Genomic DNA, 21,476 nt, shown 5'->3' on the forward strand with positions numbered 1-21,476 from the left:
CGGCTGTGGTGCCAGCGTGGCGCGATGTCGTCACCGCGTCGTCAAAGCATCGTCACTCGTCGGCACCAGAGCGGCCGTTCAGTCGCGGCCCACGGCATGAATCTCGATCTCGGTCTGGTCGCCCACGCCGACTGCCGCGGAGCTCATCATCGCCTTGCTGACGCTGAGCGCTAGACGTCCGCCCCCCGCAGGCATGACGTTCGAAGCGAACTCGGCGCCGCCGATACGGCCGCGCACACGTTGCTGCTTCAGGCCCCCGAGGGCCGCTACATGCTCGGCCGGGACGTCGCACACCGCCAGGCCACTGGCCTTCTCCGGGTTCCAGTACCGGATGCGGCCGGCAAACCGGATCGGCTCCATGCGGGCAGACAACCATCCGCGCCCCACAGCGTCAAACGTTCGGCCCACCCCCAAGGCACCGGGTTCACAGTGCACCGAAGCGCTACGACGCGCGTGTCGATGAGGTTGCCAGCGGCCATCGCCGCCACGACCGTTGCCTGGGTTCTTACGGGCTCGTGACGTCGCTGCCGGGGATGGCCCTCTCCCCCGGCCTGCCGGCCGATGAGACCTATCCTGAGCACGTGCAACAGGTGCTCGTCGTCGACGACGACGTGACCGTGTCGGGCGTCGTGGCGGCATATCTCGAACGGGCCGGGCTCGGCGTCGAGGTCGTCGCCGACGGTCTGGTCGCGGTCGCGGTGGCCTCCGCACGCCGACCCGATCTCGTGCTCCTCGACCTCATGCTGCCTGGCCTCGACGGGTTGGAGGTGTGCCGGCGGCTGCGGGCCGTCCACCCCGGCCTGCCGGTCATCATGCTGACGGCCCGGGGACTGGAGCACGACCGGATACTCGGCCTGGAGCTTGGCGCCGACGACTACGTCACGAAGCCCTTCAGCCCGCGCGAGCTCGTGTTGCGTGCCCGGTCGATCCTCCGGCGCGTGAGCGCCACGGCCGAGGCAGAAACCGCCGGTGGCCCGGCCACGTCGACAGACGTCGCGGCCCGGCCGGAGACTTCAGCGCTCGACCTCGTCGACGGCGACCTGCGGATCGACGTGCCCGGGCACCGGGTTTTCCTGGGTGCTCGCGAGCCCACGTTGACGACAAGGGAATTCGACCTGCTGACCTGGTTCGTCGCTCACCCGGGACGGGTGTTCACGCGATCCGATCTGATGCGGCAGGTGTGGGGGTGGGACTACGGCGACGAGTCGACCGTGACCGTGCACGTTCGGCGGGTCCGGGAGAAGGTCGAGGCCGACCCCGCGCAGCCGCGCCGTCTCGTCACGGTCTTCGGGGTGGGCTACCGGTGGGACCCGGCCACGCACGAGGTGCCCTCCTGATGGACGGCCAGGGCGTCCAGGCGGTCCTCCTGTCGGCCGGGGTGGCAACCGTCGTCGGGGCCCTCGGCGCGTGGCTCGTCCAGTTCGCGACACGACGGCCCACCATCCGTGCGGCGCTGGCAGCGGCCTTCGCCGCGCCCCTCGTGGTCGTCCTCGCGGTGGCGGCCGGCATCTGGGCCAGCGCCCGGGCGATGCTCCTTTCCGAGCACGACTCCGGGCTTGTACTGCTCGGGCTCCTCGCGACGATCCCCGTCGCCGTGGCCGCCGGATGGGTCATGGCCAGGCACGTGCAGGTCCTCGGCCGGGCCATCGCGCGGGCGGAGGAGATGCGGCTACGCGACCAGCTCGTCGAGGAGCGGCGGCGCGAGCTGGTGGCCTGGGTGTCGCACGACCTGCGAAGTCCTCTTGCGGGGATGCGCGCCGTGACCGAGGCACTCGAGGACGGCGTCACGGCTGATCCTGCCGCCGCGTATGCGCAGCTGCGCCGCGAGGTCGAACGCCTCGACGGCATGGTCGGCGACCTTCTCGACCTGTCGCGGATCACCGCGGGCGACGTCGCGCGGCACCGTGAGATCGTCGACGTGTCGGACCTGGTGTCCGACGTCGTGGCGGCTGCGCGACCGGTGGCCGCGGCCGCCTTGGTGGACGTGAGCGCATCCGTAGCCGAGGCCGCATCCGCCAACGGGGCCACGACAGCCCTCGTCGACCCGCGCGAGCTGACCCGCGCCGTCGACAACCTCGTATCCAACGCCGTGCGTTACACACCGCCGGGATCCGCTGTCGTGGTGGGGCTTTCGGCCGACGACAACGTGTGCATCAACGTGTCGGATGCGTGCGGCGGCATACCCGAGGACGTCCTGCCGCGGGTCTTCGAGCCGGGCTATCGGGCTTCGTCGGCACGGACACCCGGCGACGCCGCCGGCGCCGGCCTCGGGCTCGCCATCGTCGAGGCGATCGTCGAGGGTCATGGCGGGACGGTCAGCGTCCGGAACTCAGGCCCGGGGTGCCGATTCGAGATTCGGCTCCCGCGAGTGTCACGCGCGGAAGGTGAGCGGCGCGCTGCCGAAGGCGAGGTTGAACCGGTCGCACCAGATCACGACTGACGTGAGGCCCGCGGCGAGCGTCTTACGGCGCTTCCCGAGCCTGACGGTGCAGCTACCGGCGTTGACCGCCCGCGCAGCAGGGAAGACGCTGGTCCCATGGCGCCGCCGCCCCTCACCGACCTCACGCTCGTCGACAACGTCCACGTCGCAGTCGTCTTCGGCGGGAAGGGTGGACCGGAGGAGGTCTTCGTCCTCGACCTCCACCTCGCCGCCCCGACCGAGGCTGCCGATGACGCGACGTACCTGTCCGCGCTGTCCCCCGTCGTCGCGCTGACGGATCACGGGCAAGGAGGCACCGTGCGGATCGGCCGCGAGCACCAGCTCGGGGACCACAGGAGCAGCACCGTGGCCGTCTCCCTCTCCCTCCCGAGGCCGCTCCCCCACGCCGACGAGACCGACCCCACCGAGCGCAGCCACGAGCAGCAGGCCCTCGAGGCGGCGGTCGCCGCCGCCTTCCGGACCGTGATGACCAAGACCGCGGACGCCCCCACTCATGTGCTCGGCCACGACGAGGCCATGGCGACGGCCAGGCGGCGACTGGCCGACATCTTCCCTGACGCGCTGGGTCCCACCTTGTCGGTCAGTGCCGAACAGCACCTCGGCAGCGAGTGGGAGGTTCGCCTCGTCGGGCCGTCAGGCCCCAGCTTCGAGGTGCGGATCGGCTTCGTCGACGGCCACCCGGGCACGACGCGCGTCCGCCGGCTCCGTACGGACGAGGTCGTCGACTCCGTCGGCTCCGGCTGACGTTGTCGGGTGCCGCTTTCACGAATTCTCAAGCTGTCGAAATCTTCGGACTATATGGTGGCGAGCGGGGGAAAGGAGACTCGAATGCCACGATCTCGACGCGCCTCGGGTGGCGCACTGGCCGTCGTCCCTGTGGCGCTCCTCGTGCTGGCGGGCTGCGGGTCGTCGTCGCCCGGATCGGCATCGGCGACACAGTCCGCGTCCGCCACACCATCCACCTCCACCTCCACATCGGCAGCTGGGCCCGCGCCCGCCGGTGCGGCCTGGCTCGACGCCGGTCATGGCGCCGCTGTCGTGAGCATGGGCAGCTCCACCTGCGTCCCCCAGGCCGGTGACATCACGGCGAGTGGTCAGACCGTCACCGTCGCGTTCACGGAGCCAGCGGCGACGACGCCGTGCACCTTGGACTACGTGCCGCGGGCGTCCTACGTCGCGTTGCCCTCCGGCGTGGATGTGACCAAGGCTGTCCAGATCGTCGGGACCGGCGCGCTCGCGGGCTCGGTGACACTCAGCGCGCTCTCCGCGTCGCCGGCCTCCGCTGGCCAGAACACCCCCAGCGCCGGATGGGTCGAGACCTCGCCAGCAGCCTCGGACGTCCCCCAGGGCAGCTTCGCGTTCCTCACCTGGGGATCGTCGACCTGCGTGCCCACGGTGGAGTCAGTCACATCCAAGAGCGCAGGGACGCTGACCGTCAGGTTCGCCGCGCCCGCGACAGCGGCCTGCACCATGGACATGGCGCCCCGCGTCGGCCTCACGGTCGCGCCAGCCACGGTCACCGGCACCGACGTGAGGGTGTCGTTCGTGGGCGCCAGCATCGCCGGAACGACCACGATGCTCGGAGCGCGCTGACCGACAGCCTCGATGCAGGCGAGCGGACAGGCATCAAGCCCTCCACGTCGGTGACTCGGTCGCGCAGTCGAGCCTCGCATCGCCGTGACTGGCAAACGTCGCGGGGCCGATGGTTTCTCTAGGCTGGCCGGATGGCTCTCAGGCTGGACAACATCGGCATCGTCGTCGAAGACCTCGCAGTGGCAATCGAGTTCTTTCGCGAGCTCGGCCTCGAGCTCGAAGGGCAAGGCATGGTGGAAGGCGAGTGGGCAGGACGCGTCACCGGCCTCGGCGACCAACGCGTCGAGATCGCGATGATGCGCACACCCGACGGCCATGGTCGGCTCGAGCTCTCGCGCTTTCTCGCGCCGCAGGTGGTCGCCGACCACCGGAACGCCCCGGTGAACGCTCTGGGCTACCTGCGCGTCATGTTCGCGGTGGACGACATCGACGAGACGCTCGTTAGGCTCCGGAAGCACGGTGCGCAGCTCATCAGCACTGAGGTTGTCCAGTACGAAGACGTGTACCGGCTCTGCTATGTCCGAGGACCTGAAGGCATTCTCATCGGGCTCGCTCAAGAGCTGCGTTGAGCCCGGGGCGCCCGCCGCCCCTCTCCCCAGCCCCCCGTGCGTGAGCGGGCCCGGCGGCATACGGTGCTCGTATGCCGCCGGGCCCAGGTGGGGGCAAAGGCTCAGCTGATCGGGACCGCCCACAGGTCGGCGATGGACGGGTCGTAGTCGCCGTCCACGTCCTGGAAGCGGACTCGCACGACGGAGCCCTTCACCAGGTCAGGACGGTCGACGACGAACTGGTAGGCCAGGCTTGCCTGTCCGTTCGTCGAGAACGAGTAGCGCCGCTGGTTTACCACCTGGCCGTTGACGAGGACGTCGTAGGTCTTCGTCTGCGACTGGTCGTACGTCTCGATCATGCGGAGCGCGAACGGCCCGTCGGTCGGAACGGTCACGTCCATCTCGAACCACCCGCCGGGGTACGACGAGTGCGTGTACCGCCGGGTGAGACCCGCCTCGACGTTGGTGCCGGAGTGCTCCGACGCCGTGAGCCGGTGAGCGGTCTCGCTGGCGGCGACCCCGAGGTCGACGTGGTCGGTGAAGCTCGCGGGTGGCGTCGGCACGACGACCTTGAGCGAGCCGGTGGCGCGCTCGAGGTCGGTGGCGCCGACGGACGCCGTCACCGGAACCGCCCCCGTCGTCAGGTCGAGGGGTACCGCCACGGTCGCCGTGACCGTGGCCGTGCTCCCGGCCGGGACCGTGAACGCCTGAGCGGCAGGCGCCGTCCAGCCGTCCGGCAGCTTCACCGCGAGCTGGCCGCTCCGCGTGGTCGCTCCCTGGTTGCGCACGATGGCGGTGATCACCGCGGGCTGGCCCGGTCCCGTCGCCGTCGCCGGTCCGCTGACGGAGTCGACGACGACGGCGGGCGCCACGGTCACCGTGGCACTGACGGGAAGTGTCGCGATGGACTCGTGGAACCGGTAGCTCACGGTGGCAGCGAGCTCGACGGGACCCGGAGCGCCGTCCGGCGCGACGGCGACGCTGAACCCGAGCGTGAGCCGCTGGCCTGGCGCGACCTCCGTGGGACCGGCCTGAGGCTGGACGGTCCAGCCCGCCGGCGACGTGATGCTCGCGTCGATGCCGCGGATCGTGTCCGTGCCGCGGTTGTCGACCACGACCTTGACGGTGCCGGCGCCACCCTGGACCAGGGTCCCGTCCGGTGGCACGAGGCTGACCACCGCGCCGACGAGGCGTCCAGAGGCAGACGACAGCCGGGCGGTGACGGTGGCCAGGACGTCGAGGACCGCCTTGGCCTCCGCGTCCGTCAGGTCGCCGGTCTTCCGCTTCGTCTCGACCCAGCGACGAAGGTCCGCCGCCGTCGAGAGCGCCCGGTGGAGCACGGATGCCGTATCGGGGTCGGCGGCGAGACGGGCGGTCCACGTCGCCCCGACCTCACGGTCGAGCTTGCTCCACTGGGCGGCGACGTGGTTGGCCGTTCCGGCCGCGATCGATGCCGGTGCCGTGAAGCCCGTCACCCCCGCGCGCGCGTCTCCGATCGATCCCAGCACGTCGTCCACGGAGAAGTGGTACGTGCCGGAGCCAGCCTTGAAGACGGCCGCCCCGTTGTCCATCCGGAGGAAGGTCAGGCCCTCGGCGTCGGACGCCGGCGTCCCACCTTCAAGCACGGCCCAGCGGCTCGGCGCCGGGACATGCACCTCGGAGGTCGTGTTCGCGGGCACGGTGACGTCCATGGTGAGGCCGCCGGACCCGGTGCGCCAGGACGAGGCGATCGTGCCGTAGGGCGTCTCATGGCTCATCCGGGCCCAGTCGATGCCGCCACCCGGCTGGGGAGCGACGACGGACCGCTGGTACCCGGGATCGAGCGCAGAGACTCCCGCGAGCGTCCGGTACATCCACTCCCCGACCGCGCCGTAGGCGTAGTGGTTGAACGAGTTCATCTCGACCGGACCGAAGCTGCCGTCCGGCATGATCGAGTTCCACCGCTCCCAGACGGTCGTGGCGCCCTTGCCGATCTCGTAGCCCCACGACGGGTAGTCGGTGTTCTGCAGGAGCTGGTAGGCGACGTCGGTGCGACCGATCGCGGTGAGCGCGGGCAGGAGCCCGTCCACCCCGAGGAACCCGGTCGACAGGTGCCAGTCACGCCGCTCGATGGAGGCGACGAACTTCGCGGCCACGAGGGCCTTGCGGTCCGCGGGGACGAGCCCGTTGTTGATCGTCAGGATGTATGCCGTCTGGCTGTTCCCCTTGACCGTGCCGTCGGCGCCGATGAAGGCGGCCTGGTAGGCCTGGGTGATGTCGGCGAGGCGGGCGCGGTACGCGGCGGCGTCGTCCTTCTTGCCGACGGCCTCGGCCATCTCGGCGAACTCGCGGGTGCTGCGTGCGACGAACGCCGTGTCGAGGACGTCCGCTGGGGTGTTGTCGTCGAGGTTGAGCCAGTCGAGGTACCCACCGGTGGACCGGATGTGGTTGGTGGAGTCGCGGTCCAGATAGTCGACGTAGCGCTTCATCGCGTCGTAGTTGTCACCGATGACCTTCGTGTCGCCGTAGGCCTGCCAGAGCGTCCAGGGGACGTGGACTCCAGCGTCGGCCCACCCGGCCGCACCGTAGCCGCCGTCGAAACGGCCGGGGATGACCGGAGCGACGCCGGGGAACGCGCCGGCGGCGTTCTGGGTGTCCCGAAGGTCCTGGAGCCACTTGGACAAGAAGGCCTGGGAGTCCATGTTGTAGACGGCGGTCCGTGCGAACACGTCGATGTCGCCGGTCCAGCCCATGCGCTCGTCGCGGGCCGGGGTGTCAGTGGGGATCGACAGGAAGTTGCCGCGCATGCCCCACTCGATGTTGCTGTTCAGCTGGTTGACGAGCGCCGAGGACGTCTCGAAGTCGTTGACCAGCGGGCCGTCCGTGCCGAGCACGACACCGACGATGTCTGAGTCGGCGGGTGCCTCGCTGACGCCGGTCACCTCGATGTACCGGAAGCCGTGGAAGGTGAACCGCGACTCGTACGTGCCCGAGCCGTCGGCGCCGAACGTGTAGTAGTCGGTCGCCTTGGCACTGCGCAGGTTGGCGGTGTAGATCGACCCGTCCTTGTTGAGCACCTCTGCGAACCGTAGCCGCGCGGTGGTGCCCGGAGCTCCCTTGAGGGTGACCTTGGCCCGACCGACCATGTTCTGACCGAGGTCGTAGATGTAGGTGTCGGCCGAGGGTGAGGCGATCCGGTGCGCGGCGAGATGCTGGGTCACCCGGACCGGCTGGTCGGTCTGGGGCTCCAGGAGGTTCGTGGCCGAGGGGACCACGGTCACGCCGCTCCATGCCGACGCGTCATAGGTCGGGTTGCTCCAGTCGCCGACCGCGGCGGCCCGGCGGGCGTCGTAGGACTCGCCGTCGAGCAGGTCCGCAGACGTCCGCGGACCGGGCGTCGTGCGCCACGTGCTGTCGGTGCCCACCGTCTGGGTGGTTCCGTCGGCGTACTCGACGCGCAGCTGAGCGAGCAGGGACGTGCGGTCGCCCCAGACCCCGGTGCCGAACATCGCGACCTTCCCGGCATACCAGCCGCTGGCCAGCTCGGCGCCCACGGCGTTCGTGCCGGCCTTCAGCTGGGAGGTGACGTCGTACGTCTGGTAGGCGATTCGCTTCGAGTAGTCCGTCATGCCTGGAGCCATCTCACGGTCCCCGACCCGGGCGCCGTTGAGCTGCAAGGAGTAGAGGCCACGCGCGGAGGCGTAGATCCGTGCGCTCCTGATCGGCTTGTCGGCCACGTCGAACGACTTCCGCAGCAGCGGGACCTCGTTGCCGATCGCGAGCCAGGCCTCCCCCGCGTCGCCCTGGACCTGGAGACCACCGGGCGTGACCGTCCCCGCGGTGAACGTCCGGTCACCGCTGAGGAAGGACGTCTGGGCGAGCACCTTCCCGTCGGCGCCGGTCACGGTGACGTTCCGGACCAGCCCGGTCTCGGCGCCACTCGTGCGGAAGCCCATGATGCCGGGGCCGGCGAACGTCCGGTCGTCGCGTCGGTCGAGTACCACGCCGTCGACGCTCGTCGTGATCGTGCTGCCCGAGACGGCGATGGTGTAGCGGTGCGAGTCGGCGAAGCTGAAACCGGCCGGGAACGGGGTGGCGGACAGGACGCTGTAGCCGCCGTTCTTGACGTGTGGGCGAAGCGCCTTGGACGCCTCGCTGATCTGCCACATGTAGGCGTGCTCGGTGTCACGACCGCGGAAGTACACGCCCAGTGCGCCGGAGATCTTCGACGCCGTGAAGTCGATGGTGTAGTTGGTCCACTCCGGGCCGTAGCGGTTCGCGCCGACGGCACTGACCCAGTCGGCAGTCCACTCAGCGGTGTTCAGGCCGGTCTCGAAGGTCGCCGGGCTGCTCCAGTCGGAGGCAGCCCCGGTGTCGTCCCACACCCGGACCGACCAGTAGTAGCGCGTGTGCGACTCCAGGGCCGGGCCCGCGTAGGCCACGTTGACGGAGTCGCTCGAGGTGACGCGGCCGCTGGACCAGACGTCGGAGCCACCGGCCGTCCGGCCGACCCGGATCTCGTATGCCGTCTGGCTCACTCCGCGTCGCGAGGAACCGAGCTGCCAGCTGAGCGAAGGGGCGGTGCCGGGGATGCCGAGCGGGTCGACGAGCGCGTTGGTCCGAAGGGCAGTGACGCTCGTGGCGGCCGTCGCGGCGGTGACCGTCGCGGTCGGGGCGAGCGTGTCCGCCCGGGCCGCCGCCGGTGTCATGACCGCGCAGCCGATCGCGGCCACGACGGCCACGAGACGCGGTACTGGTCGGGATCTCACGTCATTCCTCCTTGAATGAATCGATTCATTCAGCGAAATGTAGAGGCCGCCGACCCGGCCTGGGAACGAAAGTGTCCGGAACCGGTCACACCGGTCAGATGAGGCCTCGCCGCACGGCCCAGACCACTGCTTCGATGGGTGAGATGACGCCGATGCGATCGCAGACCCGCCTCATCCGGCGCCGGAGGGTCCGCTCCGACACCCCGAGCCTTCGGGCGACGAGGTCGAGCCGCAGCCCGCCGGCGGTCAGAGCCAGCAGCGTCAGGTCCTGCCGGCTGAGCTGCGGTCTCGAGGTCGTCTGGGCTCCCTGGGCACTGCTGCCGGGGTGGACGGGTCGAACCTCGTGGGTACGACCTGGTCCCCCACCCGGGCGGGGCGGGGAGGGAGTCGCGGGGGGCGGTCCAGGGCACACGGCGGACATGTACGGCGCCCCTACTCGGGGGCGCCACCTCCCACCGTTCCGGGTCGTCGTTCCGGCCGCTTGGCCGGGTCCGAGGCCGGCCCGGTCGACCGGCGCACCACGAGCTCGGGCTGGAACACGACGTGGCGCGGCGCGGTCGAGCTGAGCAGGAGGTCGGCGGCGGACCAGCCGAGCTGGTACGTCGGCTGGCGCACCGAGGTCAGCGGGACAGCGAGCTCGCTGGCGAAGGAGACGTCGTCGTACCCGATCACGGAGAGCTCGTCCGGGACGTCCAGCCCGCGGTTGCGCGCATGCCGCATCGCGCCCAGCGCGACGAGATCGTTGACGCAGAAGACCCCGGTGACATCGGGACGTTCGGCGAGCAGTCGCGCCATGCCCAGCTCGCCTCCGGAGGCATCGAGCGAGTCGACCTGCAGCTCGACGAGCTCGGCTGCGCCGTCCGCGGCCCGGATGGCGCGACGCGCGCCGACCCGTCGGGCGCGGCACTGCTGCAGCGACAGGGGCCCGTTGACGAAGCCGATCCGGCGATGGCCCAGCGACAGCAGGTGCGCAACGGCGGTGCGGCCGCCGGCGGCGTCGTCGGTCACCACGGAGGCGAAGTCCTTGACCCGAGGGCGGTGGTCGAGAAAGACGACCTCGGTGCCCTGGTCCGTCAGTCGCTCCAGGTTGTCCACGGTCCGCTGCGACGGGGTCAGCAGGACACCCCGCAGCCGTTGTTGGGCAAAGGTGTCGAGGATCAGCCGCTCACGAGCCGAGTCACCGTCCGAGCTGCTGAGCAGCATCGTCAGGCCGTCCTCGATGAGCCGGTCCTCGATGCCCCGCGCCACCTCCGTGAAGAACGGGTTGGCGATGTCGAGGACGAGCACTCCGGCCGTGCGGGAGGCGCCTGCTCGCAGCTGCCGGGCTGAGGCGTTCGGCACGAAGCCGAGCTGCTCGATGGCGGCGTGGACGAGCTGCCGGGTCGCCTCCGCCACGATCTGCGGGCGGTTGAGGACGTTGGAGACCGTGCCGACGGAGACGCCGGCACGGCGCGCGACGTCGCTGATCCGCGCATGGGGATGCCCGCCCGACATCGGGCTGCTCACGCTGCTCACATTCGTTCACCCGCCCCTTCGTCGCGGCGTGATCTCATGCTGCTTGAATCCGTTCAATCGCGCAACAGGGAGCGGGACTCCTGTCCGTTCGGACAGTCCGGTGGTCAGCCCAGAGACTCCCAGCGACCCGTGCGAGGGACGATCCAGGAACACCGCACCTCGGGTGTCGGCCCTGCGACGTCACCGTCGGGTGGGCCGATTCCGCCTCCGGCCGAGCCGCCTCAGGAGTAGGAAGGAGCGCATGCGCACCTTCCAGATGGTCCGTGATGCCGACCCCACCGGCATCTCCGGAACCGGCCTCGTGGCCGAGGGAGTCGAGTTCGGCGACGGCAGGGTCGCGCTTCGCTGGTGCGTGCCGGGTCGCCCCACCTCGGTCGCTGTGTGGGACGAGATCGAGGACGTGCTCGCCATCCACGGCCACGATGGGGCCACCCGCATCGAGTGGGAGCGCTAGCAGGGCGCCACTCTCCCCGTCTCACCGTCGGCGTGTCACGGGTTCGTGCATCGCCCGATGCCTCGAGGACGGCACAGCGTGCCTCAGGCGCGGCGCAGGACTGTGCCACCGTTGAGGACGCGCCCTACGAGGATGTCGAGACCCGTGACCGTCCACGCGACGCCGTACCAGACGTCGTCGGTGCCCGACCACCGCCGGATCTTCACCTCATAGGTCTCCCCCGGCGTGGCCACGAACTCGGCGATCTCGTAGCTGTTGTCGAACGAGTTGCTGACGGCCACCTGGTTCCCGTGAGAGTCGCGTACGTGTAGGTCGAGGTCGACGGTCAACGTCGACGACAGCGGCAGGTGAATGCCGAAGAAGTCGAACGAGGTGACGTGAGAGTCCCAAGCCAGCGCGACCTTGACGTGAGGCCACAGAGTCGTTCTCGGCACGGCAATCCGGTACGAGTACGTGGAGAACCTGTCCGTGCCGTAGTCCGACGACCGCGACGTCCCCACATCCCAACCACGGCGCCTCGCGGTGCCGTTGCGCGAGGACCGGCTACGAGCGATGTCCGTTGCCGCTTTGGTGTCGAGCGCACCGGACCCGTCCAACCCGTCCACGCCGGCGATGAGGTCGGATCGCCAGGTGCCACCGGCGGGGTTGCGCCAGGCGGACGCGAGCAGAATCGCCCGGCATCCCTCCGGCCATGATCTCAGCGTGCCGTTCGCCTCCTGCATGCAGGCGACCGCGCCGGCCACTGCGGGGGCAGCCATGCTCGTGCCCGAGAAGGTCAGCCCCACAGTCGTGACGTTCGTGCCGTTGGCGGCGATCTCCGGGAGCTCGCGGTCCCCATGCGAGGACGACGGGTTGCGGAAGCAGGTGTCGGAGGCCATCCCTGAGGCGGTGTCATTGTGGTTCGCGACGGTGACGCGGTTGTAGCCCTTGTGATTGACGAACTCGCTGTCGGGGCCGTTTCCCGCAGCCTCGCAGATGGTCGGGTACGGCCACTGAAGAGCTAGCCAGTCCTTGTAGACGTCGTCGAAGGACAGCCCGGAGGAAGTCTGTTCGGCGTCTCGGTGGAAGCTTTGGCTGATGACCGTGCAGCCGCGGTCCTGGGCGGCCCAGCGGACGGCCGCCAGGTCGGTGCTGTTTGCGGAGTGGAGGTTGCAGTCCGGTGCATGGCCGTGCGGACGGTTGGGTTCGACGTTCTTGACGATGCCGTGCGTGTGCCGGGAGTGCTGTGTGGTCGCCGGGGTCGTCGTGTACCTCGCGGTGATCGCGAGGTTGGTGGTGTCGTCCGGACCGTCCTCGTACACAGCGACGTTGACCCCGGTGCCGTCGAAGCCGGCGCTGTGGGCGTCGTCGGAGTTGGCGATCGCGATGGAGTCGGTCAGGTCGAGGATGCTCTCTTCGCTGTGGAGGAACACAGCAGCAACCGCTTCGTGGTCGGCGAGCTCGCGGACGGCACGAGACCGCATCACGCCGAAGATGACCGGAGCGCGCTCGTCTACGCGCTGGACCTCGAGCCCAAGGTTTTCGAGGGTTGGGCGCACGCGCTCGACCGCGGCTCGCCAGCGACGCTCCGTCGCCACCTCGGGTCGCGGTCGCCGGAGGGTCGCCCGTTTCGTGGACTTCTCGACCCGCTCTGGATCGTCATCGGTGACAAGCCACACCGCGACGGGGACGAGATCCTGCTGAGGCAGCAGCTCGTGCAGTGCTGGGTGCACGCGCCCGAAGGCCTCCCGCCGACGACTCGCGAGCTGGGCGAGGGCGTCGTTCACATCGACCTCACTGCCGTGCTCGTCGAAGGCGAGGTCGACGGGGGTGCGTCGGCGACGTCGGCGGTCCTCCGCCTTGAACACGTCGATGTAGGGCCCATCAGGGACGCCGTCCATCGAGAGGGGCTCGACGTCGAGCTCGTCGATGCGCAGGCGTGTGGCGTGAAGGAGCGAATAGCCCTCGGGGATGGGCGCGTTGGAGTCGACGATGACGAACTCCACGTCCAGGCTTGACAGTCGCGCGCCCCTGCCGAGAGCGAGTCCGTCGGTGTGCAGCACGTGCCGGCCGGCGGGCAGCGTGCTGGTGTCGATGACAACGGACTTCGAGTCGTCGGCGAGTGACACCCTGGCGCGGTGGCCGAGCACGCTGACCAAGCGATGCTCGCCCTCTGCGAGCTTGGACCGCGCCGACACGGTGATGGGGGTTCCGCGCAACACCACCTCACCGTTGTCGATGCTGGCCTCAGGGCTGGTGCGTGTGCGAGCTCCGTCGTCGGGCATGGCGAACTCCCCTCTCGAGCGGCGGCATACCACTCAATGGAGCAGATGCGAGACTCGACCCCATTGATACATCGGAGGCAGGCAGCTCCTCGCTCTGCACGCCTGTCGTCACCCGGCTCGCTGCCGTCCCGCAGGACGAGCGAGCCGGGTGACGTCGGCGCAGACGTGACCCGAGTTTGTAGGTCGGGCCCCGCTCACGCACCCTTGCGGAACGTCACGTCGCCCGGGCCGACCGAGAACACCTGGTACCCGGCCACGCGTCCCGCCGACGTCGCCTCGCCGCCCACGGGGACGAACGACTCATTGGCCGCCGCCGGCACGTACACCGTGGCGGTCGTGCCCGCGGGGATCGACACCTGCATCGTCGAGAGACCCTTCGCGCCGCGGGTCCACTTGCTCGACACCGTGCCGTGCGGGGTCTCACGGCTGCCCGACACGTGCGTGAGGGTCCCCACCACCTGCGGCTTGATGATCAGCCGGTCGAAGCCCACCGAGCCCGGCGCCTGCCGGATCCCGGCCAGCCCCGCGCTGAACCACTCGTCGATCTGGAGCAGGATCATGTGGTTCTGCGATCCGGCGAGGTTCCACGACTCCGGGATCGTCGTCAGGCCCTGGTTCACGAAGTACGCGTAGCTCGGCGCAGTGGTCTCCTGGAGCACGTCCCACAGGACCTCGCCACGGCCTTCGTTCATCAGCACCTCGTAGATCGGCTGCAGCGAGACCTCGCCGCCGCTGATGTGCGGGCCGCCGCCGTTCGGGTGGTAGGCGTAGATGCGTGTGACAAGGTCGTCGAGCACCGACTGCTTCGCGCCGTCGGGCACGATGCCCATGGCCAGCGGGAGGGCGTCGAGCGCTTGCGAACCGGTGGTCCCGGCAGGGCCGGAAGACGTGTAGGTCTTGGTCTGCGGGTTGAAGAAGGCAGCGTTGAACGCGTTCGCGAGGCTCTGCGCCAGCGCGCGGTAGTCGGCCGCGTCACCGGCGTTGCCGAGCTCGTCCGCGATGTCCGCCAGGTCCTGAGCGATCACGTACAGGCCGTAGGTCCCGGTCGCGTTCTTCGGCGTCGTCGTGTCACCCGCGATCCAGTCGCCGAGCCCGCTCGTCAGCAGTCCGTCGGGCGTGATCTGCGCACGCACGTAGGCGAGGTAGTCCTGCATCGCGCCGTAGTACTGGCTCATCGTGCGGGTGTCGCCGTAGTTCTGCCACAGGAAGTACGGCGTGATGATGAACGCTCCGCCCCAGTTCACGTCGTCGCGGTAGCCGCCGCCGAAGTTCGGGAACTCTGGTGCAGTGCCCGGGACGAGGCCGCCCGGCTGCTGGGACTCGAGCATCTGGCGCTCCATCCCACGCAGGAACGCGGAGACATCGAAGTTGGAGTGGATCGCCCCCATCGACTGGATCATGTCCGCCAGCCACCCGAGCTTCTCGCGGTGCGGGCAGTCGGTGAAGATCGACTGCATGTTGGAGCGGATCGAGTACTCCGACATCCGGTGGATGGTGTTGATCAGGTCGTTGTCCGTGGAGATCGAACCACCCGTTGGGACATCGGCGTTGGTCTGCAGACCGACGATCATGTCCACGTCCGGCGTGAAGTCCGCGGGCAGCCCGCTGACCTGAACGAACTGGAAGCCGTGGTACATGAACTGTGGCGTGAACGTCTCACCGGCGGGGTCACCCGAGGTCGTGTAGGTGTCGAAGATGCCGGTCGGCGACCCGGCGGAAGCGGTGCTGACGGTGCCGTTCCCGCTCCAGCCCTCCCCCGGCGTGATCTTGATGACCGTGCCCGCGGGGACGGTGCCCCCGGGGATGTGGAGGCGCGGCATACCGGCGAAGTTCTGGCCGAGGTCGAACGACCACGAGCCGGCGCCCGGGTGCTTGGTGGCGACCGCCTTGAACGTGTTCTGCACGCGGACCGGCGGGGCCTCGCGCCACACGAGCTTCGTGTCGAGCGATGGCGGCGAGGTGATCGACGAGTCCTCCCAGCCCGTGCTGTCCGAGAGATCCGCGCCCGGCTCGTCCCAGCCTGCCTGGACCGCGCGCGCGTCGAAGTCGGTGCCCGCGTACCAGTTGTCGGTGATCGTCGGGCCGGCCTTGGTTCGCCAGGACGGGTTGGTGACGATCGTGTCGACCGAGCCATCGGCGTAGGTCAGCTCCAGGCGCGCGATCAGCCGCGGTGAGACGGCCATCTCACCCTTCGTGGACGCGCCGGAGCCGAGCACCACGGCACTGGAGGCGTGGCTCTGGTCGAACGCGGCCGAGACGGTGAGGGTGTTGGCGCCCACGGCCGTCACCTTGCGTGACTCGAGGCGGCTCCCACCGTCCCCGGTGTCGACGTTGACGGTGTCGCCGACGGCATACCCGAGCACGTTCGAGAGCTGCACGGTCGTGTCGCCCGCGGCGACCGACGCGGCAAGCGTGCCGGTCGGGACCGGCGTCGAGTTGAACTTCGTGTACACGTCGCTGCGGCCGGCGGCGGCGTTGGCCTGCGGGTTGACGTTCGTCTGGCCGTTGCCCAGCGCCACACCGACCGTGTTGTCGCCGTCGCGTACAAGGCTCGTCACGTCGTACGTGCCGTACTCGGCCGAGCGCAGCGGGTTGGTGACACCCGGGTTGAGGACCGTGTCGGTGACCGGCTTTCCGTTGACGGTCGCCTCGTAGGCGCCGAGGCCGGCGACGTAGAGGCGTGCCTTGCTGACCGTCCGGGCCGCGGTGAAGGAGCGCGCGAAGATCGGCAGCGGGTTGTTGAGGTCGGGGCCCTGCGGGTTCGGCTCAGCTGTAACGGTCTTGATCACCGTCGTCGGCGTGGACGAGGTCGCGGAGGCTCGGATCGTGAAATCGACCGGGAAGTTCGGGATCTGCCCGTCCGGCGTGCGCGAGTCGCTGCGCGGATAGAGGACGATCTTGTTGAAGTGCTGGACGGTCTTGAGGTCGACCTGCACCCACTTGGACGGGTTGACCTCCTGCGTGGTCGACTGGCGGCTCATGTAGCCGGGGCTGATGATCTTGCCGTCGGTCAGCAGCTTGGTGCCCCAGCCCTGCGACGAGAACTGGTCGTATGCCGAGACGCTCGCGCCCAGCGCCACGTTCGTGCCGTCGTCGGCGAGCACCTCCATCTCGGCGAGCTGGATACGCGACACCGTCCCGTAGGACGACTCATAGAGCGGCAGACCCAGCTTGGTCACGTCGAGCCGCACGTAACGGGCGTCCTGCTCGCCGACGTCGATCACCACACCGCGGTTCAGAGGGGGCGGCGGGAGCTGGATCCACTTCGCCGCGCCCCAGTCGGTGGGCTGCAACAGGCCCATCTCGAACGTGGACGGCGCGCTCCATCGTGAGAGGTCACCGTTGCCGTCCCACACCCGGACCTGCCACGAGACGCCGGCGCGCGAGGTCAGCGCCGGGCCCGCGTAGGTCAGCTGCTGCGCCGAGCCGAGGACCCGCCCGGAGTCCCACAGCTCCCGACCCGACGCGTCGGTCGCGCGCACCTCGTAGGCGGTCTGCCGCGCGGCGGCGCCGCTGCCGGAGAGCTGCCAGCTGAGGCTCGGGTTCGGATCGTCGACACCCAGCGGCCGGTCGGCGCGGTTGTCGACTCGCAGGCCGCCGACGGTGACGGTCGCGGCGGTTGCAGCGGCCGCTGCGTTCGGGGTGCCCGCCGCGAGCGCGGGAGCGCTGCTGGCGAGGGTGCCCGCCGCGACCACGGAGGCAACGGCGACCGGAACACACCATCGTTGCAGCACCGTCCTCCTCCCGTCGGCCGGTCGTGATGCACGTCCTGACTGCACGATGGCAACTCCTTCACTCTGAAGCGACTACTGCTGTATTCGTCATGATTGGCATGCTTTGCGACACCGAGCTACCGGCCCGTGATCGCATGCGAGCAACACCTTGTCTCCTGCCTGGTCACTCGCTGGCCGGACGCGGTGCCGACCGGTCGCGCCGAACGATCAGGCGGGCACCACCTGCTCGACATACGGGACGAGACGGACCGGCCCGACCAGGCCGTAGCTCTGGCGCGCGGCCGCGCCGTAGACCGCCGGCGTGACCACGCGGAGCCGGTTGAGCAGAGTCGAGGCGACCTCGACCTCGATCACGTTGCTGCCGGCGACCAGGTTGCGGCCGAGGTCGACCACCGAGTCCATCGGGTCGAGGGGCGGCAGCAGCAGACCGTTGACCCGCACCCGGAAGGTGTCGTTGACCTCGCCCAGCTCCAGATAGGCGCCGTCGTTGTCCGTCCAGTCGGCGCCGAGGTCGACCGTCGTGCGGTAGCGCCCGATGCCGGAGACGTCCTCCAAGCCGGCGACCTTCGACCACGACTGCAGCGTGGAGAGGTCGCGGGTGACGACGTCCTTGCTGGTGTCGAGGTCCTCCGGGTCGGTCGGGCTCGCCGGCTTCCAGTCCTCCAGCTCCAGGCTCCACGAGGCCGGGACGACGGGCTCGCGCACCCGGTCCACGACGACCCTGGTCGTGCGACCATCGGGTCTCGGCAGGTCGAACGTGCCGGCGGTCGTCGTGCGCAGGGCAGCGTTGGCGCCCCGAGGCACGACGGTCTGGCCGGCGGTCGCGACCGGCAGCACCGACCGGGCGACGCCCGCGCCAGGCTGCGCCAGCGCGACGATCGTCGACTGCCCGGGCACGAGGTCGACCCGCACGCGGACCCGGTCGCCGGACCGCTCGAACGCGGCGATCCGAGTCACGTCGCCGGTCCACGCATCCAACAGCCACGGCACGGAGCCGCGGTCGGTGGCGGTCAGCCACACGTCCTGCGCCACCGGGTTGAGCCGCCGGTTCTCGGCGTGCCGTGCGTTGGCGAGGTAGTAGAGGTCGACGTCGCCGGTGACTCGCCGCACGTGCATGACGGTCGAGTCGGTGTGCTCGACGTCACGGACCACGCCGAGCGCAGCGAGCGCCGTACCGACCTCGGCCTCGGGGACGGTGCGAGTCGTGGACAGTGCGGCGATCGCCGCCATCAGTGAGCGCACCGTTGCGGTCGCGGCCGCATCCTCGTGCCCGATCGGCGTCACCTGGGACCAGTCGCCGATGAGCACGATGGGTAGGCCCTTGCGTCCGAGCGCGAGGAGCCGCTCGGCGCCGTCGATGTCCATCGTCACGGCGTTGCTGCGCAGCGAGTCGGGACCGACCACGACCGCCTTGTAGGACGGGCCGTCGGGCGCCAGCCGGCCGCCCGCGACATCCACGCCGTCGAGCGCGAGGAGCGACGCGCTGACGAACGAGTGCGACCAGCCGAGCTTGGTGCCGTTGTTCGTGATCCACTGCGGGCCGATGCCGGTGGAGGCCCAGCCCTTGTGCCGCCAGAAGGCCACGTCGTACTTCGGGGCGCCGGTCTGCAGCACCAGCTGGGTCCGGGCGAGGTATGCCGCGATGCCGGGGACGTGCTCCCACTGCGGGGTGCGGGGGCCCCACGCCTCGCCGAACCCGATCGCGTTGTTGTAGTAGGGCGAGAAGGCGGCGAAGCCCGGCCAGGTGACATGAGGCGCCTGCGCATAGGGAAAGCCGTGCACCTGCAGGTGGTTCACGCCGGCGACGAAGATGCTGTTGATCGTGAACAGCGCCTGGTTCTGCGCGGTCGGACTGACGCTGTTGGCGCCCCAGGTGGTGTTGTAGGCCGCTCCGTTGTAGCAGATCGCCTCGCACGAGAGGACGGTGTGGCCGGCCAGGTCGCGCCCGGCGGCCATCACCCGGTAGTCGTCGAGGTTCTTGAAGCCGAGCGACTCGGTCTCCGGGACGTCGACCACCGCCGAGTGCTGCATGGTGTCGGTCTCCAGGCCGTAGGGCTGGATCCGGATCCCCATGCCCAGGGTTCGCGCGAAGTCCTGCATCGGGCGCAAGTGCTGGTCGCGGTAGAGGTCGGACAGGACCTGGTTGTAGTCATCCCGGATCTCGTTGGTGCGCAGGTTGTCGGCCGTGGTGGGGTCCGCTGCGGGCAGCGAGAACTGGTACTTCTCGCTCTTCTCCAGGACGAACGGCAGCCAGGGTCGCAGGTCATAGCCGTGCTTCGCCTCGAACTCGTCGAGGAGGTCGGCGGTCCAGATGGTCGCCTTGGTCTCGATCTCGAGGGAGTCCTCGAAGAAATAGCCGCCGGCGGCGCGGAGCAACCCCCTCAGCTCGCCGTCGAGCACCCGGGCCTGCCAGAGGTCGATCACGGCCTGGGCACCTCGCCGGCTGAAGTGGTCGACGACGTAGGCACGAGGCGAGGTGTGCGGCCCGGCCTCGGGCTCCTGGCCGGATCCGCGCCGCCACGTGGCCAGCAGCTGCCAGGTGCCGTCGGCGGGCTCGGACGGGGCGGTCCACGTGAGATGCTGGCCGGCCACGGAGTCCGCGAGGTCGGTGTAGGACGCCGGGTCGAGGATCGTGCTGGTGACGACGCCGTTGCGGTCCTTGACGTAGCCGGTGATCCGGTACGCCTGCACGGTGACCAGCTCGGACGTGGTCACCGAGGACGCCGCCGCGACGACCGGGTCCGGCAGTGCTGCGTCGTACGACGCGCCGGCGGCAACCGTCGCCTGACCGTGCACCAGCTCGGTGCAGGCGGCGTCATCGTCGGGCGTGATGGTCGGGACGGCTGCCGGCCAGGACGGGCCGACGGTGAGGTCGACGCGGACGCCGCGCTGGGCGGCACGGGCGAGCGCTGCCTTGACGCCGGCGACCCACGGCGCGGTGCCCCAGCCGTGCGTGGCGACATCGATCTCGATGTTGCGCGCCCGCAGGCTGTGGGTGACGTCGGCGACCTCGAGCACGCCGAAGCCCGCACGTGCTACCTCGTCCACCTCGCGCTCGATCTCGGATGGGTCGACAAGCCCGTGCGGCCACCACCAGCGGAATCCGGCGGCGGTGCCGGTTCCGGGGTGCTTGAACGACTGGCGCAGCGCGTCGGGAAAGCCCACAGGGCCGGCGCCGGCGGATCCCGATGCCGATGTGGATGCCGCCGCGGATGCAGCCGCGGGGCCGACGACAGCGGCGGCGCCGAACGATGCGGCGGCAGCAGCGAGCAGGGACCGGCGACTGGGCCCGGACGAAGGCAGGGGTCGGGACACGGGGTTCCTTCCGGATGTTTGGGGGCTGGGTCAGGGGATGACGGTGCGGGCTTTCGCCGCGAAACAGTGGAGGTCGTGCGGTTCACGACGACGCACATTGCTGGCGCGCAGGACGGCATGCGGCCGCGCAGGGAGGTGTGTCCGGTCGACGCCGAGAACGAGTGCCCGGCCGAACACGTCGGCGAGCGCGGAGATCGACGACGTGGGGCTCGCCGACTGAGGGCGGTGCTCTGAGGAAAGGCCCGGGCGCCGTGGCGGGCCGACGACGATCGCCGCGGCTCTCAGGTCGGCAGGGCCGAAGGACCTGGATATCTGCCGTCGTTCCAGGGTGAGGGGTCGATGTGGTCCGTTCATGAGCACCTTGCCTCGTTGAAAGGTTTCAAGCAGTGCGACGCTAACGCGGTCGCTGACGATCGTCAAGGGGTTGCCCAGAAGCCTCGATGGGGCTGCGGCTGACACGTTTCATGAGGCTTTCATGACCTGTTGGTTGACAAGGCGACCGGATCCACCAGATCCATCCGCGTTGCTGTTTGGCCGTGGTCGGCCTGGGCCGACTGCACCGTTGACATCGATGCGCGACGCTCCTAAAGTCGCTCGCGCACATTGATCGATACGTTTCAATCCCCGGCTACTGATACCTCGCACGGTGACCCCCCGGCCCCGCACCCATCCGCGATCCGGCAGGCATGTGCCGCACCCCACCTCGACTGCCCAACTGCAGCGCCAGCCCGAGCCAGGCCTCGAAGACCTCGGACGGCATACGGGCGCGGTACACAGGCCGCGGCCCGGGGAGGGCGGCGGTCTAGCCGCCTCGCACAAGTCGTGGGTGGAGACGCGGAGACGTGACGACCGACCGCGGGCCGCG

At 69.8% G+C, this 21,476-nt stretch carries 12 protein-coding genes; 6 read left to right on the plus strand and 6 right to left on the minus strand.

The genetic code is table 11. From position 1 onward, the window contains the following. Positions 1-78 precede the first annotated feature (78 nt). Positions 79-360 (minus strand): DUF1905 domain-containing protein, encoded by a 282-nt coding sequence (locus ACYVLP_RS21550; protein ID WP_460629354.1) that lies wholly within the window; start codon positions 358-360, stop codon positions 79-81. A gap of 221 nt (positions 361-581) precedes the next feature. Between ACYVLP_RS21550 and ACYVLP_RS21555 the strand changes: the two genes are divergently transcribed. The 5 genes from ACYVLP_RS21555 (at position 582) to ACYVLP_RS21575 (ending at position 4,602) form a co-directional block, all read left to right on the plus strand. After that, a complete protein-coding gene (locus tag ACYVLP_RS21555) occupies positions 582-1,337 on the plus strand; it encodes a response regulator (RefSeq protein WP_460629355.1) in 756 nt (251 codons plus the stop codon). Beyond that, a complete protein-coding gene (locus ACYVLP_RS21560; RefSeq protein ID WP_460629356.1) occupies positions 1,337-2,440 on the plus strand; it encodes a sensor histidine kinase in 1,104 nt (367 codons plus the stop codon). Before ACYVLP_RS21555 ends, ACYVLP_RS21560 begins: the two co-directional genes overlap by 1 nt. Positions 2,441-2,536: 96 nt before the next feature. Further along, positions 2,537-3,184: a hypothetical protein gene (locus ACYVLP_RS21565; RefSeq protein ID WP_460629357.1), complete on the plus strand. Its 648-nt coding sequence runs from the start codon at positions 2,537-2,539 to the stop codon at positions 3,182-3,184. A gap of 84 nt (positions 3,185-3,268) precedes the next feature. After that, entirely contained in the window at positions 3,269-4,033 is a 765-nt protein-coding gene (locus ACYVLP_RS21570) for a hypothetical protein (RefSeq protein ID WP_460629358.1), read from the plus strand. A gap of 131 nt (positions 4,034-4,164) precedes the next feature. Continuing rightward, positions 4,165-4,602 (plus strand): VOC family protein, encoded by a 438-nt coding sequence (locus ACYVLP_RS21575; RefSeq protein WP_460629359.1) that lies wholly within the window; start codon positions 4,165-4,167, stop codon positions 4,600-4,602. A gap of 101 nt (positions 4,603-4,703) precedes the next feature. Here ACYVLP_RS21575 and ACYVLP_RS21580 read toward each other — a convergent pair whose 3' ends face one another. After that, positions 4,704-9,329, minus strand: a complete 4,626-nt coding sequence (locus ACYVLP_RS21580) for a family 78 glycoside hydrolase catalytic domain (RefSeq protein ID WP_460629360.1) — start codon at positions 9,327-9,329, stop codon at positions 4,704-4,706. A 432-nt stretch (positions 9,330-9,761) separates the two neighbouring features. Continuing rightward, positions 9,762-10,835 (minus strand): LacI family DNA-binding transcriptional regulator, encoded by a 1,074-nt coding sequence (locus ACYVLP_RS21585; protein WP_460629361.1) that lies wholly within the window; start codon positions 10,833-10,835, stop codon positions 9,762-9,764. 250 nt (positions 10,836-11,085) lie between these two features. On the opposite strand from ACYVLP_RS21585, the gene ACYVLP_RS21590 reads away from it, so the two are divergent. Next, positions 11,086-11,298 carry a hypothetical protein gene (locus tag ACYVLP_RS21590; RefSeq protein WP_460629362.1) on the plus strand — a complete coding sequence of 71 codons (213 nt, stop codon included), beginning with the start codon at positions 11,086-11,088 and terminating at the stop codon, positions 11,296-11,298. 83 nt (positions 11,299-11,381) lie between these two features. On the opposite strand, the gene ACYVLP_RS21595 is transcribed toward ACYVLP_RS21590, so the two are convergent. From ACYVLP_RS21595 to ACYVLP_RS21605, 3 genes are all read right to left on the minus strand, one after another. Continuing rightward, on the minus strand, positions 11,382-13,562 hold the full coding sequence (locus tag ACYVLP_RS21595; protein WP_460629363.1) for a S8 family serine peptidase: 2,181 nt from the start codon (positions 13,560-13,562) through the stop codon (positions 11,382-11,384). Between the two features lie 194 nt (positions 13,563-13,756). Continuing rightward, positions 13,757-17,296 (minus strand): family 78 glycoside hydrolase catalytic domain, encoded by a 3,540-nt coding sequence (locus ACYVLP_RS21600; protein WP_460629364.1) that lies wholly within the window; start codon positions 17,294-17,296, stop codon positions 13,757-13,759. 207 nt (positions 17,297-17,503) lie between these two features. After that, positions 17,504-20,611, minus strand: a complete 3,108-nt coding sequence (locus ACYVLP_RS21605; protein WP_460629365.1) for a glycosyl hydrolase — start codon at positions 20,609-20,611, stop codon at positions 17,504-17,506. Positions 20,612-21,476 lie beyond the last annotated feature (865 nt).

The organism is Intrasporangium mesophilum (genome assembly GCF_054783095.1).